Below are 18,864 nucleotides of genomic sequence, written 5' to 3' on the forward strand. Positions count from 1 at the left end.
AGTCGATCTCTGCAAACCCGGGCATGCGCGTGAGGCCTTCCACGCCTTCGTGGGTGGTGGCCACGCCCATGCGGGCGGCGCGGGCCAGACCGTCGGAGTGGGGATCGATGCCGACCATGGCCCCCATCTCGATGTTCTTGCCATGGCGCAGGATCTTGATCATCAGATCCGTGCCGATATTGCCGCTGCCGATGATGGCGGCCTTGAGTTTTTTGCTCATGGAGTGTCCTTGGTGGAGAGGGATAGTCAGGCCAGACGGCAGCCGACGCTGCCCAGGCTGCCCAGGTTTGCTTGGACCAGATCTCCAGCATTGAGCGCAACCATTGGGCCTAGGGCGCCAGACAGAATGACTTGGCCCGCCTTCAAGGGGTGACCTCGCTCGGCCATGGTGCAGGCCAGCCAATAGGCTGCGCGCAAAGGGTGACCAAGGCAGGCCGAACCGGAGCCGACGGAAACTGTGTTCCCGTTGATGCTTAGATGCATGCCGAGAGCCGAGGTATCGAGAGCGCCGATATCTACGGGTTGCTCGCCCAATACGTAGAGCGCTGACGAAGCGTTGTCTGCGACGGTGTCTACCAGGGTGATCTTCCAATCGCGAATCACGCTATCGACGATTTCCAGAGCCGGAAGCGCGTAGGACAAAGCGTTGATGAACTCAGACCATGACGGTGTTTGGTTACCAAGGTCTTTGCCGACGATGAAGGCGACCTCGGCCTCAATCTTGGGCTGGATGAGTCGACTCATGGGAATGGTGTCGCCATTCAGATATTCCATATCGTTGAATAGCACTCCGAAGTCGGGTTGATCCACTCCCAGTTGCTGTTGCACTGCTTTGCTGGTGAGCCCAACCTTGAGGCCAACGACTCGGCGGGCTGGGTCTTCCAGGCAAGCCTGTGTATTGATTTGAGCCACTTGGTAGGCAGCGTCGAGCCCGGTAATGCCAAAGGTTTCGGATACGCTGGCAATCGGGCTGCGTGAGCTGCGGGCCTCTCGTATGGCCAGGGCAGCAGCATGAAGGTTTGTTGATGGGGCAGTCATATGGGGGGGAGCTGTGATCGGGTAAGGAGCAAGGCTCTTTGCCTTCGGCCGCAGTCGGCCGAGCACACCACTGGCTTGGTACAGCCGGTGGTGAGTTGCTGTTTACTCAGGAGGGCTTTTATTCGAAGACCATGAGATCGCGTGCCACTTCGACAGGTCCACCGAAGTGCTTGCGAACACCGTCGGTGTATCGCGAATCCGGCTCATCGCCGCCGGGCACCAGATGTGTCAGGATGACTTTCTTGACGCCTGCGGCCTTGGCGAGCAAGCCGATGTCTTCTGACACTGTGTGCTCTTCGGCCATGTGGCGCATCATTCCATCGGCTACTGCATCGGGCACGTGCTGACGTCGCATCATTTCGCGAATCAATGGCAGGTCCACGACTTCGTGCACCAGCAGATCTGCGTCCTTTGCGAAATCGGACAGTACTGCGCAGCGGCCGGTATCGCCGCTGACGACAATGGTTTTGTCGGGGGTCTGAATACGCAGCGCGTAGGACTTGTCTTGACTCTTGCGTGTTACCTTGGTGTTGGGATCGTTCAGGAAGTGGCAGTTCTCCTGAGCGCTAACGCTAATCAAGTCATCCTGATAGACGAGGCCGCTACCCTTGATGTCGTGTGCATTAAAGGCTTGCTCAGGCGGCAAATGATTGTTCTTGGAATCTGCCTGGCGGATACGTGCATTCACCGCGAAATACTGCTGGAAGCCCTTCATCATGGACTTGGCACTGGGCCCATAGACATCCGCAGGCGGAATGCCCAGATCCCATTGCACGCCGATGATGGGCCCCCAGCCTGCATTGTGGTCGTCATGGTCGTGAGTGATAAAGATCTTCTTTACCTTGCGCAGATCAATGCCTGCCGCGTAGATCTGCCGCAGAGCTCCGTCGCCTGCATCGATGACATACACCCTATCGCCTACGATCAAGGCATTCGAAGGCTGAGCACGCGAAGCAGAGGACGGAATGGGCCCTCCTTGCGTCCCAAGGGTCACGAACTTCGTCTGTGCAAATCCATTGCCAGCACAAGCCATCGTCAGGAGCACCGTGCTCACCAGAGTCTTCAGTTTCATTGTTGTCTCCATCCGGAAATTGCAGTCGCATCCACCCCCGTAGGGGTGGACTTATCAAGCGTCAAGCAGGTACGCCAAGGCCAGAGACATCGGCTGCTGCGACGAAGCGATCCGGCCGCAAAGCCACTGCGCGCACCTGATACTTGCGCAGCCAGGGGCCCAGTACCTCGTCGAGATCCACCAGTTCATCCGCACCTTGGGTATGGGCATCCTGGGGGCGCACGGCGATGTAGCGCGCGCCCAAAGCATCCCACCCGGCCTTTTCCTCGGCAGTGAGCAAGGTGGCAGGGTCGACGTTATCGCCCAGCAGCACAAAGCTGTGCCCCAGCAATGTGTCCAGCCGCGCCATCACGCCCCGCGTATCTCCCATGACTGGCTGTGGTGCCATGCGGCCGACAATGCTGGTTTCTGCCAGCGGGCCATGCAGCCAGCCCGCAGCCAGCACGGGCGGTGCAATCAGCGGAGGTTCGGCAGCACTGGCGGCATCAGGTGGGGGGGCATTGAGTGCAGCCTGCTCTTCGTCACTCAATTCCTGCTTGATGACTCTGCCGAGTTGCACAGCGAGCTGGGTATAAAAGGCCGCGTTGGGGCGGCGTTCTGCCTCGTAGGTGTCCAGGAAGTGCTCCGGCAATTGGCCCTTGAGCACGCCCGCGAGCTTCCAGCCGATGTCATAGGCGTCGCGCATGCCAGTCTGCATCCCGGCTCCGGCCCAAGGCGGCATAAGGTGTGCAGCATCGCCGGCCAGGAAGACGCGCCCGACACGCCACTTGTCGGCCATCCGGGTGTGATGACGATAGAACGCGTGCTGATGGATTTCCACATCGTCTTCGGTCACTCCGAGCGCCTTGAGCAAGGGCCAGACTTGCTCATTCGTCGCGAAGTCGGCCTCTGTCTCGCCCGGCTTCAGTGGAAGCTCCCAGCGGTGGTTACCTCCAGACAGAGAGATATCGACCACCGGTCGCTCCTTGTCGGACCAAAAGGTCAGGAAGTTCCGATCAGGCCACCAGCGTTTGACGCGGCAGTCAATAACAATCCACTGCACTTCAAGCGTGTCACCAAGTAGCTTCACATCAAGCATGGATCGCGTGGCGCTACTGCCACCATCGCACCCGATCGCATAACGCACGCGAACATCTGAAACGTTGCCAGTTTCCAGGTCTTTTGCACTCAAAGTGACACTGGAGTCATCTTGACTCAAGGAAGCGATTTCCATGCCATAACGCACGTCAATCTTTGAATGCCTTGCTGCACATTCGCGCAAGGTTGCCTCCATAGTGGGCTGGTAAATGTTGAACTGGCGATGCTTGCTGCCCAGGGTAGATGGCGGCAATTCAATCCGCATGATTTCGGTGCCGTCATATCGCATCCAGCGCAGCGAGCGCTGTGGGTCGATGCACTTCAGAACAGCTTCGTCGACACCCAGGTCCTGGAAGATGCGCATGGTCCAGTCATTGACCGTAACCGCGCGCGCACGTGCGTAGATGTCGTGGTGTCGTTCAAAGACGATCGTCGAAATACCGTACTTGGCAAGAGTGAGAGCGGCGATGATGCCACTGGGGCCGTAGCCGACGATAGCAACGTCGGCATCAAAATTTTCTTTCATGGGGACTTCACTTCACAAAACTAGCTGCGTGTTCAATGCGGCAGCGATACGGCGGAGGGCTCGCCAACAGCGTCAATCGGTCCGCGTCTGAGCAGAGCCAAAACCAGAAAGACACCTGCGACGGCCGCGCAGACGGCGGACAACAGTCCGATCGATGCAAAGAGATCACCTGTCTTGGAGGACAGAGCAGTCACGATCAATGGACTGAGAAAATTTCCAAGGAAAAAAGCGGCCATGTATCCACCTGCGCCTCGGCCACGCTGTGCGAATGGCAGGCGAACCATGATCCAATTCAGCATGAGTGGCATGACTATCCCGCCCCCGAAACATGCAACGAAAGCACCAAAAATCAGTACGTTGGTGTCGGCAACGGTGGAAACGATGTAGAAGCCTGCGGCAATGACTGCGAATGAGATGACAAGCAGGCGATTGATGGGCCAACCCGATAGTCTGTGGAACACGAAAGCACCGAATGGGACGCCCGCGTTCGCTATCGCACTACCGAGGCCGATGATGGCTGGCGTTGTGACCCCCTTGGCTGTCAGTAGGAAACTGATCTGGATCGTTATGACGAAATACATCACGGCGGTGAAAAGCGCCATTGCGCAGATATGACCAATTTCACGCCATGGAAATGGGAGTCGGCTCGTTGTTGCACGGCTGCGTGAGGTTTCGACTTCCTCAGGCTCCCAAACAAAGATGGCAATGATCGGCAGAAAAAACACTGCACAGCCATAAACGATGAAAGGAGTGCGCCAGCCTGCCGAAAACCCACCAAGTACGCCGCCTAGAGCGAACATAACCACGGCAACTATTGACGCAGAGCCGAGCTGGACCGTCAGCCACTTTTCGCGTTCTTTCCCTTTGAAATAGTCTGCCGTGAGTGCGGTCGAGATTGTCGTAATAGCCGCTTCGGCGATGCCCACAATGACTCGTGTTGCAAGAATCGAATAGAGGTCATTCAAGAAGAAGGGCAACATACCCGCGACCGCATAAACGGCGATGGATATCAAATACAGCCGCTTTCTTCCAATGACATCCACCACAGACCCCATCAGGGGTCCGAAGAGTGCAATCATCAAGCCTGGGATCACCAAGATAACCAGCGTCAGCATTTCTGCGTGAGGCTGGTCAGAAAACGCCTGTTGCATGGAAGGAAGAACAGGCGCGATAAGGACGGCACCTGCTGATGCCAGCCAACACGTTGAAACGAGTAGCCAACCTTGCAACCTGCTTGCAATGCGCTGGCTTGATCTGGACTGAGGACTGGACAGCATGTATGTCTCCGTTATGTCTTTTTTTTGCTGTTTGATCTCAGTCTTTCAGGAACGCAATCAGCAACTGATTGAATTCCTCTGCGTGCTCCCACTGAGCCCAGTGCCCGCACTTCGCAAAGATATGAAGCCGAGAATCTTGAAAGGTGTTGACCATTCGCAGGCCATGGTCGATCGGAACAAAGCGGTCGTCACGGCCCCAGGTGATGAGCGTCTTGTGAGCAATTTCTGGGAAGCGAGCTGTCAGATCCCACTTGCTGTGAGGGCACAGTCTTGAGCTTTCGACGAAATTCTTCAGGTGAGTCAAGTTCGATTGGATGTTGTTCCACCGCCCTTGACGCAGCTCCTCTGTAATAGCCTGAGGTGCGTAAACAAATACCTCCAACATGGCATTGAAGTTCTCGTGATTCGGCTCTGCGTACAGCCTCATCATGCGTTTGACGCCTTCGCTCAGTTGTGGCTGGAAGATGCTCGGACCTTGTGCTCCTGGTCCCATAAGCACCAGGCGGCCCATGCGCTCAGGGAACTCGAGGGAGAAGCTCATGGCAGAGGCTCCGCCCATCGAGTTGCCGACAAAGTGGGCTTGGTCGATGCCGAGTGCGTCCATCACGCCCTTGCTTGCACGTGCGTTGATCAGCGGGCGGGGAATATCTGTGAGGATCTCCGCGGACTTGTTAAATCCTGGGCTGTCGATCAGCAGCACTCGATATCCGGCATTCACCAGTACCTCAATGTTGCGGTAGTAGTTGCTCCAACCACTGGCACCAGGACCGCCTCCGTGCAGCATGATGATTGCGGGACCACTTCCCGCATCGTTGACGTGGATCTTGAAATTCTCCAGACCGGGTTCGTTAATAGTCACGAACTTGCTGGTTCCGGCTTCGGTAAGAGTCATTTTGGTAGCTCCATTGGTGGGTGTATTGATGAAAGAAGGACTCATGTGGCTTCAACGTGTAGGAGACGTTGTGGCTTCTGGTGGTGGGTTCATTGCGTGCCCCCAGTCACTCAGTTCGGTGTAGCGCTTGACTTCCCAGGTTGCGTCGTCGACGACAATGCCGCCCGCGCCAAACTCGAGGGCAAATCCTGAAGGCGTGATCATGTAAAACGAGAACATCTGGTCATTGGGGTGATGACCGAGCTCCATGAGCACCGGGATTCCTGCTCGTTTACAGCGGTCATAAGCCAGACCGACATCGTTCGGGTCGGAGCACTCAACCATGATGTGGTGGATGCGCTTTCGGGCCGGAAAGGGAGCTTCTGCGGTTGCTAGAGAGTGGTGGCGACCAGTGCGAGCATGAAAGAACGTAACTTCGAGCTGGAGCCCAGGCGCGGCGTTACCAACTATGGTGTCGCTGAGTTTGAGACCCAGGACGTCCTCACAAAATGCTTTCGCTTTGGCACTCTGTTTGGGCACCGTAACAAAATGACCTACTCCCAAACGCCCCGTGCTGAAAGCGCCTCGCAATACGGCTGAGCGGAAGCAGTCACGAGTGTGAGCACGGTAGGCGGAGCTGTAAAACTCATGACGTATTCCATCGGGATCGTGGCATATGAAAAGGCGCTCTACGCGACGCTGCGTGGCGACCTTCTCACTCTCTTCCCAGACATCTACGCCCCGAGAACGAACTTGGTCAATAAATGCGTCAAGCGCAGCACTTGATTCAAATTCCCAACCGGCGGCCAAGAAGTCATCCAGATCACTTTGCAGCAACAAAATGCGCTGCTCATAGTCATCCATGCGTAACCCGAGGGACTCGCCAGTTGCTCGAGCTCCGACCTGCAACCCCAATATGTTGACGGCAAAGCTTTCCCAAGCTGTTAGGTCACTGACTCCGATGACCATGTATCCAAGCGTTGACACGCTCTGCATTCGCTTCTCCTTGTTCTGGATTGCATGAACCAGAGACAGAGAGCAGGACTTATCTGTCTTGCACTGACCTACGGAGCTTTTCGTTTAGCTCAGCAGTTCATCTGCCACTGGTGTGATGACAGAATCGTACCGATAGGTACAAAACATTTAGATAGGGAAAGTCAGTATTGAACCGATCGGTACAAAACAATAGAGAGATAGAGTACGAGCGCTATATAATTTGACAATTCACAGGGCGCGCTCTCAGGCATGGAACAACAAATACCGGTACAAGGAAATCGGCGCGGTAGGCGCTCGAGGCAAGAAATCCTCGAAGCGGCAACGCGTGTGATGGCAGAACGCGGCTACGCGGGGACGCCTATGTCTGCTTTGGTGGAGGCGACAGGCCTACCTAAGAGTGCGATTTATCACCACTTCGAATCCAAGGCAGGTCTTCTGTCGGAGGTAATGGCGCGTGGCGCACGTGCATTCTTTGATGCAATGCGCGAGGCTCATCGAGAACCTCCGATAGATGGCTCTGCACAAGAGCGCCTTGGCTGGTATTTGCAAAAGACGGGCGAAGTCTTTGTGCATCACCAAGACTTTCTACGTCTCCAGTTGATGTTGGTTATGAGCAATGAAGCAGCGGAGGCTCCCCATGCCATGGAAACCGTGATTCAAGTGCGAACTGACGGCCGTGACTACATGCGTGTGATGATCGCTTCTGCATTCTGTGAGGAAGGCGAAGAGCTGGCTTCGTGCATAGCTGAAGGCCTCGCACACTTTGGCATGGTTGGTTTTGATGGAGCCTTTGTATCTGTTCAAACCGGCGATCAACGCTCAATGCATTAGCACATGGAGCAACTCACACAAGCCATGGTGTTGATGGGTGAAACCATCATTTCACAGCACAAAGCTAAGACGAAAAGCAAACGTCGGCTGCCGAAATAAAATCTAATTTTCCAAGCAGGCATTAGCTCTCAACAGGTGGTCGCTGTGAATGGGGAAGGCAATGCTCTTGATGCGGTAGGCATTGCAGACATGCTTGAGTTGATGATCGCGGCGCACCAGCTCCTGGCTTGCATTTCGACGGAGGGCCCTGAAATCGTATGGTGTCGACCATAGGGGGAGGGCATCGGACCGCGCCAGTGCAAGCCAGAGCGACATGGCGTCTGGCACCACGCCTACGCTCTTGAATCCCTATTCATGCCCGAACTTTCTCGTGGTGTTGCAACGTTCCGAACGAAGTCAGCCACTACCGCAGCGGCCTCTTGCGGAATGGCTTGCAGTAGGCAGTGTGGCGCATCAAACGCCTGAACTCTTATCTTTCGAAAACACTGCTCTGCATCAGCCAAGGAAGACTGTGGCACCAGGCGGTCACGTATTCCTTTCAGGTAGAGAACCGGAGCATCAATGGCTTTGGCATGTGCTCGCACATCTACGGATACCACCGCTCTCAGCCTTGAACGTAGAACCGCCGTTTGAACCTTGGCCAAGGCGGACCGCAGCATAGCCCGCAGGGCCGGCGTCGCAAACCGGCCCAGAAGCATCAGGTTCAGTATCGGAGCAGGGGGAAGCGGAACGGGCATGGTCGCCAGGCCGCTGAGCCAGCGAAGCCCCGGCCTTGGATTGCGAACGAACGAGCAGCACAGAACAATGCCCACAACGCGCCCCGGGTATGCCGCTGCCAGCGAAATGGCAATAGGTCCCGAGAAAGACTCTCCCAACAAGACCAAGCGGCCATTGGGCGGCAAGGCCGATGTGGCAAGTTCCGTCAGGTCGGCATAGGTCTGTGGCGCACCGGAAGTTGGATAGTTCACCACGACGACGGGCATCGTCTTCCCCAATGCGGCAACGAACGGGGCGAAAAGCTCACCCGTGCCATCCATTCCAGGAAGGAGAACAAGGACAACGGGCCCTAACTCGGCAAGAGATGGCAGCTGCAAATCAGAGAATCCTGCTGAAAGGCCGTTCATGGCCGGGGGCGGTAGTTGCAACCCGGTCCATTACAGCACTTTGAATAGTCTAATTTAAGGTCAAAGGAACTTGTTTCAGGGCGGGTGGAATAGGGCAGTTTCGGCTTGCGGGGAGGGCGGATATGTCTTGCGGGTCGTGTGCAGCCGCTGAGATGTTCAGCGTACGTGCTGCATTGACCGATTGAATCCGCTGTGCCTGAGAGTCATTCGGAAATACTGTCTCGCACCGGCTCTACTGACTGAAATACGCATGACTCACCGCACGAATGGTCGCGTCCCGGCTGGCGGTTGGGACGAGCATCGACACAAGATACTCAGCTGAAATTCGCCTCCAGGCACTAAGCGAGTGGGGGCCACCAGGCTACCCTCACTCGCTCTATTTGTGCTCCGACCTCAGAACATGTGGCGCAAGCCCATGCCAAAGCCAGTCTGGTTGACGCCAGGCATTGGCGTTCCACCAGCTTGAGCGCTGCTTGCTCCAAAGGCCGCATTGCCGCTGTTCTTCATATAGCCCAGCGAGGCATAGGCCGCAGTGCGCTTGGACAGGTTGTAAGTACCGCGCAGTACCAGCAGCTGACCCTTGTCCGCGTTGTCCTTGTACTTGAGCTGGTTGTACTGGGCGTCCACGCTCCATTGACCAAGGGGGTAGGTCACGCCCACAAACCACAGGTCGTTGCGCGGAGATGCGATATAGCCGTCATTCTTGCGGCGCATATAGCCACCACCAATCTTGGCGCCACCAAGCTTCACATAGCCGTTGAGCATGGTGCGCTTGTCGACTTTGTCGCTGCTGGTCAGTCCCGCGAAAGCACCGGGGCCGCCGCGCAGCTCGTCATGCGCCAGCGCCGCTCCCCATGTCGTGGTGTCGTACTTGAGCATGGCCGACCACTCGCGGCAGGTCTTGGAGTCGGTGCTGCTTTCTCCCGCACAGTTGGTGCCACCGGGACTGGGGCCCGCATTGACGGCATCGCGGCCGAAGCTATAGGTTGCGCCGACCGTCAGGCCCGAGAAGGCGCCCTTGTAGGAGATCGCATTGTCGGCACGTGCATTGGGAAAGTAGTTGTCCAGACTGGCCATGCTGTGCAGGCTCGGACCGATCACGTCAGCTTCGAGTACGGACCAGAACAGCATGGTGTACTGACGGCCCAGCCCCAGCGATCCCCAGGGGCCGTTGAGGCTGACGAAGGACTGGCGGCCGAAACCGCGACCGCCCTGATTGAGAGCTCCGCTGTCGGGGCCGATACCCATCTCCAGCGTGAAGGATGCGCTCAATCCGCCTCCCAGATCCTCGCGGCCGCGAAAGCCCAGGCGTGATGGAACGCTGCCCGTCAGATTGGGCATGCGTGTGAGGCTGGATTGGGTTGCGCCCACGTTGTTCATGGTTTCGACGGCCGTGTCCATGATGCCGTAGATCTGGACAGATGATTGTGCGTGTGCGAGCCCTCCCAGGCTCATCAGCGCAAATGTGCTTGCTATTTTTCTAAACAACTTTGTCTCCGTTATATGAATCTTTGAATTACAGGAAGTCTCCATGCTTTGATTTCTTTGCTGCCGTCCTCCTTTTTCAGTTGCTGCATCGAATGCAGGTGGGCAGCAGGGCGCGAACTGGCCGTCCGCGACCTACCGCTCGGTTGCAAGAATCCTGTTCTCAAGAAGCAGGGCAGTTGCTGGCTGCGGCTTGTCCGACAAAGCGCTCTTGAGCCCAAGAAGGGAGCTGCTTTGCAGCTTCAGGAACCACGGTTTCATGGTCCAGACCAGCGAACTCTTTGTAGTCAACCTTGGACCCGGCATTGCACAGGCCCTGGCGCTGCCGTTGCCGTAGTGCTCGGATTCGTGGATATCCGTTGAGTCATAGACTTTTTTTTGGGCGCAGCACCTCCTTGCCGTGCCATGGGCACAGTTCAAGCGTTTGTTTGGAAAACTTCGGGCGAAGAGCTCTGGCTGGAGCTGTTGCAGCGTTCGGACCGGTGCTCGATCGAGTCGGTGCGGTGCGCTCTTTTTGATGCTCAGGGAGTTGCCAAGGCTTGCTTCCTATCAGTACTTATTTGGATATTTTTCATAATCAATTTCGGATGAATTTTGTTTATTTTTCATAAGTAATTCAAGAAAAAAAAGCGGTACTTTTGCTTGGTGCTTTCCCTTGCGGTAAAACGCTAGCTAGATGACGAAATAGAGTTGCGACGACGAGCTTTCGTTGCTCTGCAGCTCGCACCATCCACCCATGCTTCGTTCGGTGCATGACTCTCAATGCCGCGTTCTAGCTGGCCTCAGTCGCCAAGACGTTGCTTCGCAGTGCATCCCGTGCAAGTGGTATTCGAGGCCCAACGACTGCGACGGGTCGATATGAGGATGTCGCTGCGAGCCGTGCTGTCGAGTGTCCAGCCAGGCAGCCGCTCGGGACAAATGGAGCCCAAGGACTGGTGTTGCGGGGGTTGCTGTCGTTCAGGCGCCAGGCCGGGGCTAGTTCGGACAGGCTTTCACCGAAACTGGCGATCGATCACAGAAGAGTCCGCTTCTGGCCGGACTGCGAAAGTCGCAGATCGACCCAGTGCAGACAATCGAATGCTCGCAAGAACAGAAGTCATGCAATGGTCACGATCGCTCAAAATTGCGATCTTCCTGATTCCAGGCACTTCGGGACGCGCCCGCGCACAACTGCATCGCACGTCGGCACGTACGTCGGCATTTACGCAGGCAACGCGTTTACAAAACTGGTCTGCCATTGCAGTATCGGCTGCCTTCCCGCTCTTTCGCTGTACAGATATGCCCACACGCCTTCATGCCATCTGCTCTGACATCACAAAGCTTCATGTGGGAGCGATTGTCAATGCAGCAAATTCGTCTCTGCTTGGCGGAGGTGGCGTCGATGGTGCAATCCATCGTGCGGCAGGTCCAGACCTTGTGCATGAATGCCGGCTGCTCGGGGGCTGCAAGACTGGCGATGCAAAGGTGAGCAAGGCTTATCGCCTATCTGCCCAATACATCATTCACACCGTCGGACCTGTGTGGAGAGGAGGGGAAAGCGGTGAAGCAGAGCTGCTCGCCAGCTGTTATCGCCGATGCATGGAGTTGGCGCAGGAGAAGTCGGTTGCCTCGATTGCTTTCCCAAGCATCAGCACCGGCATATACGGGTACCCGATCGAATTGGCTGCTCAAGTGGCCGTCAGGACCGTCCAGGAAAGCCTGTCGGAACATTCGTCAATTGAAGAGGTTGTCTTCTGCTGCTTCTCACCCGCTGACTTGCTTCAGTATGAATTGATTTTGAATCGACTTGCGCCGTCCGGATCCGAGTAGCACCTGAGCCTGGAGCCCAGTTTTCATGACCGTTCCTGGCCGGGAGTGTGAGCCTGAAAAGCCGATCATTGCTGCGTGGCGAACCCGGAAGACATTCCAGTTCCCATCTACGCATGACAGGCAGGGACCAGGCCAAGCCTGATCCATTCACATTCGTGATTGCTGCTAGTCCATTTGCTCGTCCAGGTTCAGAAGAGTAGCGGCCAGCACCTGGGTGCCGGCCAGAACCTGACCCGGCGAAGCCCATTCCACTGCGCTATGGCTGCGTCCATCAAGACACGGGATGAAGATCATCCCCGAGAGTCCGGTCTGAGCCAGGTACATGGCATCGTGGCCGGCCCCGCTCGGCATGCGTCGACAGCCCAGGCCCAGGCGCTGGGCGGATTGCTCCACGGCAGCAGCAATCAGCGGCGCGCAGGCAACGGGGTCGACATGAGTGCGAGGCTCTACGCGCCAATTCACGCCCAATCGCCCGATGGCCGGGCCGCAGCGCCGCGCCAGAATTTCCCAGAACTCCTGCAGCAGGGGGGCATGGTTGCTTCGCACCTCCAGCGTCAGGTCCACCTGGCCAGGCACGGTGTTGCTGGCGTTGGGGGAGACGTTCATGCGACCTACCGTGGCAACCACGTAGTGAGGTGTGCTGCGGCTCCATTGCAGCGCCAGGCGCTGGGCCTGGCGTATGACTATTGCTGCAGCCACGAGAGCATCGCTACGTTCATTCATGGGGGTGGTGCCCGCATGATCGGGCCGGCCTTCGAAGAACAGCTGAGCGCGGCGTATGCCCACGATGTCGGTCACGGCGCCTATGTCCAGGCCTTCGCGCTCCAGCATGGGCCCTTGTTCGATGTGCAGCTCCACAAAGGCCGCAAAGCCGTCCTGCCGGCGGTCGGCCTCGGCCAGGGCTTCGGGGCGGGCGCCCAGACGCTGCAGGGCCTGGCCCAGTGTGTCGCCCTGGTCGTCGCGGGCGGCCAGCATGTCGGCGCTGAGCTGACCGGCCATGGCGCGGCTGCCCACACAGGAGATGCCGTAGTCACTGGGCTCTTCGCAGAGGAAGTCTATGACCTCGAAGGGGTGCTTCAGCGTGATGTCCGCGTCCTGCAGGGCATGGGCCACTTCCAGCCCTGCCAGCACACCCAGAATGCCGTCGAAGCGTCCTCCGGCGTTCACCGTATCGGTGTGCGAGCCCGTGGCCAGAGGCTTCAGGTCATCGCGCCGGCCGGGACGGCGGCCGATGAGGTTGCCTGCGGCATCCAGGCGCACCTCCAGGCCCGCGGCTTCGAAAGCTTCGCGCAGCCAGGCGCGTGCGGCCTGGTATTCCGCACTGAAGGCGCGGCGGGTCCAGGGCATATCGGCCCGGGTGAATTTGGCGAGGTCTTCGAGGCGGCGCCACAGGCGGTCGCCGTCGATCGGCGGCAGAGCCGGGGAAAGAAGGGGGGAGCAAGTAGAAGCGTTCTGCATGGAGTAATCTTCGCCCGAGATTTACCAATAAGGAATCTTTTGATGCTTATGCAAGGTATTAGTGAAACTTTGTCTAATGCCCCTGGTTTGATGCTGTTGAGGAGTTTTTGTCTGGTCGTTCAGGAGGGCAGCTTTTCGCAGGCGGCGGAGCTGTTGCAGCTGTCCCAGCCGGCGGTCAGCCTGCAAGTGCGTCAACTGGAACGCCATCTCGGCACACGCCTCATAGAACGCGTGGGGCGGCGTGCTGTGCCGACGGCTGCCGGGAAGGCCTTGCTGGAGCAACTGCCTGCCGTGAGCATGGCGCTGGAAGGCCTGGCCCATGCACTGAGTGCGCATGCGCGCGAGGTGAATGGACAGGTGCGGATAGGTACGGGCCTGACCGTGTGTCTCTATCTTCTGCCTGCCGTGTTGCGCCAGATACGGGCCAGTCATCCGGGCATCGACATCGTGGTGGTCACGGGCAATACCGAGGAATGCGTCAAGCGCGTGGAGGACAACAGTCTGGATCTTGCCCTGGTCACCTTGCCGTTAAACCGCCGCGCCTTGCTGGCCACTCCCGTGCTGCACGACGAGCTGGTGGCCGTAGCTTGCCCGGAGATGCTGATGCCGGGCGATGCGGTGGCTGCGCCAGAGCTGAGATCCCTGCCTCTGCTTGCCTTGCAGAAATCAGCCAGCACGCGCGGCGTGGTCGATGCCTGGCTGCGCCGTGCCGGTGAACTGCCGCATCCTCAGATGGAGCTTGATAGCGTCGAAGCGCTCAAGGAGATGGCCGCCATAGGCCTGGGTTATGCCGTGATTCCGCGCATGGCCATGCAGGGGCGAGGCGCCCGCGATGACCTGGTCTCACGCCCGCTCACACCAGGATTGCAGCGAACACTGGCGATGGTGTTGCGCAAGGACAAGCCATTGAGCCGTTCCTTGTCGTTGGTTTGCCAGAGTATTCAGGCTCATTGTGCGGCCTGGATGCAGCGACCAGAGGTTTGAAAGTAGTTTGATCGAATCTATCCTTGCTGCGCCAGTACCGATGTCTGCCATCTGCGAGGCAGAAGCTCATTGCCTTTTGCATCGGGGCCATCAATTGGTGCACACTGGCTCTTCTGTTGCCAAGTCTCCAGCGTGGGCAACCGCTGCCGGACCAAAGCAGCGGCGGCACATGATCTTGAGCTGACCTCCGTCAGAGGGACTGAAGGCTGAAGACCATCGGGTTTGAGCCCGGGGGCTCGGCCCTGTGGACCAGGTAGCAAGAAGGTCCCAGATAATCTGTCCGCAGAACATCACGGCTGCTCCGTCAATAACCAGCATCCATCTTGGAGCAGCCAGTAGTCGAGCCGGTGCGTCGAGGCTCATCAACTGAGCAAGTCAGGCATCAAGCAGCAATGAATCCGTTGCAGCACATGTTCTGCAAACGCCGGGAGACTGCTGTCGGTCGATCCACGGCGCTCGTGACCAGGGCCTTCCCGCCATAGGATCCGGATTCCAAATCTGTCGCTGCCCTGAACCCTCAAGAACATCCAAATGAACACTTTCTCCTTTCGCGCAGCCTGCATCGTCACAAAAGACCCGGAGGACTTCTGCCACCTTGTCGGCTTTGCCGACAAGAAGCACGACACCGAGCATTACCTGATGCTTCAACGCTCCTTCGAAGAGGATGAGGACGAGCAGGATGAAGAGCTGGGCATGGATACCTACCATGTCGAGTGGTGTGAGCAGCAGAGACCTCGCTATGGCGGCATTGAGCGATTTGTGCTGAAGCGTACCGGTGCGGAGCTCACGTTCAAACGCGAGGCGGAGGAGGACATCGATGAGCCGAAGCAAATGTCCATCGCCTTTGATCTTTCAGCAGGCGAGTACGAGGAACTGAAGGCCGCCCTGACGAATATCTTTGCCGGGGAGAGCTGCTTTGAGATGAGCGACGGCTAGGCCATCGAGGCTGCATAGGCATGACGAACGCAGGCCCTTCGGTCAGGATGCGCTACCAAGGGCAGAACGGATGCTGCGTAGCCGTGATGGTCATGGTGCCTATACCGGTCCGGCTGACTTTTGGCCAGCATGAGCGTGTGGCCGAGCAGGGCGGCGGTGGTCGGGTAGCTGAGACGGGGGAGGCGGATCTGGACTCAGCGCGGTCAAGAAGAAAATCTGCTGGCGGCCCGCTTTCGGCTGTCTATGGTTGCTGCGGCCGCTGTTCGATCCACAGCTGGCATATGCATCGGCGCTATCGCCAGTTCATCATTGCCGGAGCGACTAGAACTCCGGCTGTGACCTGGTGACAGAATGCCTCATTCATCCAGCTCCAGTTCTCACATGGAAAAGTCATATCCACTTAACCGACAACAGTTCCAGGCGGTATCGGCACTTGCCAGTCATCAGCGTTATCGGCATTTCATCGGCCGAGTATCGGACTGGCAATTGGTGTGGGGACTGAGAAATGAGGGTGGATGGGTGACAGCCTCGGACAGCAACGGAAATCCTGTGGCCCCCTTTTGGCCACATCCCGATTACGCGATTGCCTGTGCAGTTGGCGAATGGGCTGGCAATTCCCCTGCAAGCATCGATGTTCACCATTTCCTGAGTCGTTGGCTTCCCGGTATGGAAAAGGACGGCATGCTTGCGGCCGTATTTCCAACGCTAGCAATGCAGGGGCTAGTCGTTTCACCGCATCAGTTGCAAAGCGATCTGGAAGAAGAGCTGTCTTGCATGGAGTGAATGAAAGCAGTTTGAACTCTGCTGCCGGCGGAAGAGGGCTGTCGTTCTTCAAGCGTCAACAACCTTCGATGTTGGTGTTGTGCATCGGTGAGGCGATGCGCGGACTATACTTTTTGCAACAAGTAGTACGCACTCTCTTGAGTGAGAAAGTGTGTGAGTCAAGCACACAAGGAACCATGAAATGCCACTTCCTCTCATCCCAGTCATTGCAGCCCTTGCTGCCGGCGGTAGCTTGGTTCCACATGCAGCGGGCGGCTTGATCGTCACCAGTGCAGGCGGGTATGTCACAGGAACATATCTAAGCTCAGCGGCAATATCCTCACTCCTCGCTGGCACAGGAGCGGTGCTTGGAGTTGGGGCGCTTACGGTGACAGGTGCAGCCAGCGCAATCATAGGAAGCGCGGGAATCTTCGGGACCACCATTGGAGCCAGCGGACTGACCGGCGCCCTTATGTCTGCGGGAATTCTGCCAGCTACCCCAGTCGTAGTACCGATTGCTATCGGAGCAGCGGGTCTTGGTACAGGTTGCCTGTCCTATTTGCTTCTGAAGTTACACAAGAAGCTGCGGGCCGCACAAGGAGGAGCGGAAGTTCAGTTCACGGAGCTTGAGGCAAAGATCATCGAAGCGCTCATTCGACGGTTCGCAAAGAAGTCCTCCGACAGTGATCGTAGTGCTCCGCAATGAGCTGGGTACTATCAAGTTCTGGCCGGTAGGCAGCGGTCTAGGAACGATATTCGAGCCGGCGCAAATCAGAGTGCTTCAGCAACAAGGAGTTTGAATGGAGCTGCTATGCAGCATCCAGCATTGGCAATAGTTGCTGCAGGCAACTCATCGCGGCGTCTCCGTCGACAACCCACATTTGGGCCAACGGCTCGGCATCCTCTACCGAGAGGTAAGCCATGCTCCAGCCGGAGAAAAGGCGACTCGTTATACCTCTTGCCTCGTGCTGCGGAGTGAAATTGGTATGGCGATTGTCCAGGGATATCTTTTTGGCCAATGCAATCACCTGCTGCTGAGGGCCCTCCATGTATTGAACGAAGCGCTGACCGTCAAAAATCAGGATTCCTGTGATCCCATGGGCCTCATTGAAGCGGCGTGAGACTCTGGTGATATCTGCGACACAGCTCGTACTGGCGTCACTGGCGATTTCACTGTGATAAAGAAAACATCCGAGCAGGTGTTTCAAGATTGCCTCTTACTTTTCAGCGTTGCGTAGATGCGGTTGGTGCCGGTATCGTGTTTGCCTCAAGCTAGGTACCCATAACCTATTCCTTGCAGACAGAGCCGGAGTGGTGATCAACGGGCCGATTGCTCGTCACCGAGCGACATGCGCCAACGAGACAGGTCGAGATTGATGGTGGCGCAATGCGAAGTAAGCTCCATAACAAGGGGCATCAGTCTGCTGCCGAAATTCATTTGCGGGGGATACCTGTTCTTATGCTGCTCTTTTGGAAAGAGACCAGCGCCAGGTCCATCAGCAGAACCATCGACATGCCCAGGGCCAGTACAGCCACCACCATCGGCAGTCCAAGCGCGCTGAGCACATACCTTCCCGAAGGAATTGCAAGGCGATTTTCCGTAGTGCAAATGAACTCGGCCGCACTCATGCCCGTGTAGTGCATGGCACAAACGGCAAGGGCCATGATCGCCGCAGCAAGCAGGCGCATGCTTGTCTGTGCGGTATGAAATGCCAGCCACAGCGCCGCAGTTGCAGCCACGAGAGCAATCAGCACCGACATGGCGATTCGCTCATAGTCCCACTCCAGGTGGCCTCCAAAACGCATGCCATACATGCCGAGGTAGTGCATGACAACGGCGCCCAGCCCAAGCATGGATCCGGCCAGCAACAAGCGGCCAATGCTGCGCGGGTTGCGAGCCACGATATGAAAAGCCAGAGCCGAGATTGCCACCGCGGCAATGAGCGACACGCCTGTCTCCCATACCGAGTAGCCGGTTCCAAGGTCCATGCGCAGCGCAAGCATGGCAATGAAATGCATCGACCATACGCCAATGCCGCCAAGAGCAATCCCTGTGCTGCCAAGGCTCATCAGATAGCTCTGACGGTCATCAACCTCCGGCTCAAGTCGCTTGGCAGAGATCAGCGCAATGAAGGCGCCAATCATTGAAATCGCGTACGACAGTACAACCAATTCCATGCTGTAGCTGGTGCTGACCATTGCATCCATGAGCCTCTCCTGGTTGCCGAACAAGAAGAATCCAGAATTTGTAAATTGACTTGTATCAAATTAATTCAATGGCATCAAGATGATTTGATGAATCAGATCTGATTCGATGCTAGGTAGATACATCAGATCTGATCTCTATTCAAAAATTGAGACCAGTCAAGGAATATGTAAGTACTTGATACAAGCAAGCGCTCAAGGAGCGATCGCAGGGGTGCCCAAGGCGTACCGGCTTCACTCAATCTGGGCGGTATCTCGTTTCGTCAGGCCATTGACCACAGAAGGCACATATGAGAGTGAACGCACCGGTAACCCAGCGGGAGTACAGCTTTGATGAGCACGCGACTCTGATGTCCACCACGGACACCGAGAGCTACATCAAATATGCCAATCAGGCGTTCATGGAGGTCAGC

The 18,864-nt window shown here is 57.0% G+C and carries 16 protein-coding genes and 1 pseudogene; 5 read left to right on the top strand and 12 right to left on the bottom strand.

The window, feature by feature from the left end:
• The 7 genes and pseudogenes from V8Z78_RS26715 to V8Z78_RS26745 form a co-directional block, all read right to left on the bottom strand.
• Window positions 1–220: pseudogene (locus V8Z78_RS26715) on the bottom strand (acetaldehyde dehydrogenase); the annotation flags it as partial.
• A 26-nt stretch (window positions 221–246) separates the two neighbouring features.
• On the bottom strand, window positions 247–1,038 hold the full coding sequence (locus V8Z78_RS26720; RefSeq protein WP_349732487.1) for a 2-keto-4-pentenoate hydratase: 792 nt from the start codon (window positions 1,036–1,038) through the stop codon (window positions 247–249).
• 118 nt (window positions 1,039–1,156) lie between these two features.
• Window positions 1,157–2,110 (bottom strand): MBL fold metallo-hydrolase, encoded by a 954-nt coding sequence (locus tag V8Z78_RS26725; protein WP_003071578.1) that lies wholly within the window; start codon window positions 2,108–2,110, stop codon window positions 1,157–1,159.
• Between the two features lie 61 nt (window positions 2,111–2,171).
• Window positions 2,172–3,713 (bottom strand): bifunctional 3-(3-hydroxy-phenyl)propionate/3-hydroxycinnamic acid hydroxylase, encoded by a 1,542-nt coding sequence (locus V8Z78_RS26730; protein WP_003071580.1) that lies wholly within the window; start codon window positions 3,711–3,713, stop codon window positions 2,172–2,174.
• Window positions 3,714–3,745: 32 nt separating this feature from the next.
• A complete protein-coding gene (locus V8Z78_RS26735; protein ID WP_080554274.1) occupies window positions 3,746–4,990 on the bottom strand; it encodes an MFS transporter in 1,245 nt (414 codons plus the stop codon).
• Between the two features lie 37 nt (window positions 4,991–5,027).
• Window positions 5,028–5,882 (bottom strand): alpha/beta fold hydrolase, encoded by an 855-nt coding sequence (locus V8Z78_RS26740; protein ID WP_057094722.1) that lies wholly within the window; start codon window positions 5,880–5,882, stop codon window positions 5,028–5,030.
• Between the two features lie 51 nt (window positions 5,883–5,933).
• Window positions 5,934–6,857: a VOC family protein gene (locus V8Z78_RS26745; RefSeq protein ID WP_179626225.1), complete on the bottom strand. Its 924-nt coding sequence runs from the start codon at window positions 6,855–6,857 to the stop codon at window positions 5,934–5,936.
• A gap of 249 nt (window positions 6,858–7,106) precedes the next feature.
• Between V8Z78_RS26745 and V8Z78_RS26750 the strand changes: the two genes are divergently transcribed.
• Window positions 7,107–7,688 (top strand): TetR/AcrR family transcriptional regulator, encoded by a 582-nt coding sequence (locus V8Z78_RS26750; protein WP_349732488.1) that lies wholly within the window; start codon window positions 7,107–7,109, stop codon window positions 7,686–7,688.
• 332 nt (window positions 7,689–8,020) lie between these two features.
• Here the strand turns inward: V8Z78_RS26750 and V8Z78_RS26755 are convergent, their stop codons facing one another.
• Entirely contained in the window at window positions 8,021–8,812 is a 792-nt protein-coding gene (locus tag V8Z78_RS26755; protein ID WP_349732489.1) for an alpha/beta fold hydrolase, read from the bottom strand.
• 393 nt (window positions 8,813–9,205) lie between these two features.
• Window positions 9,206–10,300, bottom strand: coding sequence for a porin (locus tag V8Z78_RS26760; protein WP_349732490.1), 1,095 nt, complete (start codon window positions 10,298–10,300; stop codon window positions 9,206–9,208).
• 1,275 nt (window positions 10,301–11,575) lie between these two features.
• Between V8Z78_RS26760 and V8Z78_RS26765 the strand changes: the two genes are divergently transcribed.
• A complete protein-coding gene (locus tag V8Z78_RS26765; RefSeq protein WP_349732495.1) occupies window positions 11,576–12,106 on the top strand; it encodes an O-acetyl-ADP-ribose deacetylase in 531 nt (176 codons plus the stop codon).
• Between the two features lie 165 nt (window positions 12,107–12,271).
• Here the strand turns inward: V8Z78_RS26765 and ertE are convergent, their stop codons facing one another.
• A complete protein-coding gene (gene ertE, locus V8Z78_RS26770) occupies window positions 12,272–13,564 on the bottom strand; it encodes an N-carbamyl-l-glutamate amidohydrolase ErtE (protein ID WP_349732491.1) in 1,293 nt (430 codons plus the stop codon).
• A gap of 42 nt (window positions 13,565–13,606) precedes the next feature.
• Here ertE and V8Z78_RS26775 point away from each other — a divergent pair, with 42 nt between their 5' ends.
• The 3 genes from V8Z78_RS26775 to V8Z78_RS26785 all read left to right on the top strand — a co-directional run bounded on the left by V8Z78_RS26775 (window position 13,607) and on the right by V8Z78_RS26785 (window position 16,267).
• Complete coding sequence (locus V8Z78_RS26775; protein ID WP_349732492.1) at window positions 13,607–14,548, top strand: LysR family transcriptional regulator; 942 nt, start codon at window positions 13,607–13,609, stop codon at window positions 14,546–14,548.
• A 531-nt stretch (window positions 14,549–15,079) separates the two neighbouring features.
• Entirely contained in the window at window positions 15,080–15,484 is a 405-nt protein-coding gene (locus tag V8Z78_RS26780) for an Imm10 family immunity protein (protein ID WP_057092377.1), read from the top strand.
• Between the two features lie 381 nt (window positions 15,485–15,865).
• Window positions 15,866–16,267, top strand: coding sequence for a DUF2750 domain-containing protein (locus tag V8Z78_RS26785; RefSeq protein WP_349732493.1), 402 nt, complete (start codon window positions 15,866–15,868; stop codon window positions 16,265–16,267).
• A 788-nt stretch (window positions 16,268–17,055) separates the two neighbouring features.
• Here the strand turns inward: V8Z78_RS26785 and V8Z78_RS26790 are convergent.
• Window positions 17,056–17,454 carry a BLUF domain-containing protein gene (locus V8Z78_RS26790; protein WP_039051249.1) on the bottom strand — a complete coding sequence of 133 codons (399 nt, stop codon included), beginning with the start codon at window positions 17,452–17,454 and terminating at the stop codon, window positions 17,056–17,058.
• A gap of 226 nt (window positions 17,455–17,680) precedes the next feature.
• Window positions 17,681–18,454 (bottom strand): MHYT domain-containing protein, encoded by a 774-nt coding sequence (locus V8Z78_RS26795; protein WP_349732494.1) that lies wholly within the window; start codon window positions 18,452–18,454, stop codon window positions 17,681–17,683.
• Window positions 18,455–18,864: the final 410 nt, after the last annotated feature.

It is taken from the genome of Comamonas sp. wu1-DMT (genome assembly GCF_040187805.1).
Lineage (GTDB): Bacteria > Pseudomonadota > Gammaproteobacteria > Burkholderiales > Burkholderiaceae_C > Comamonas > Comamonas thiooxydans.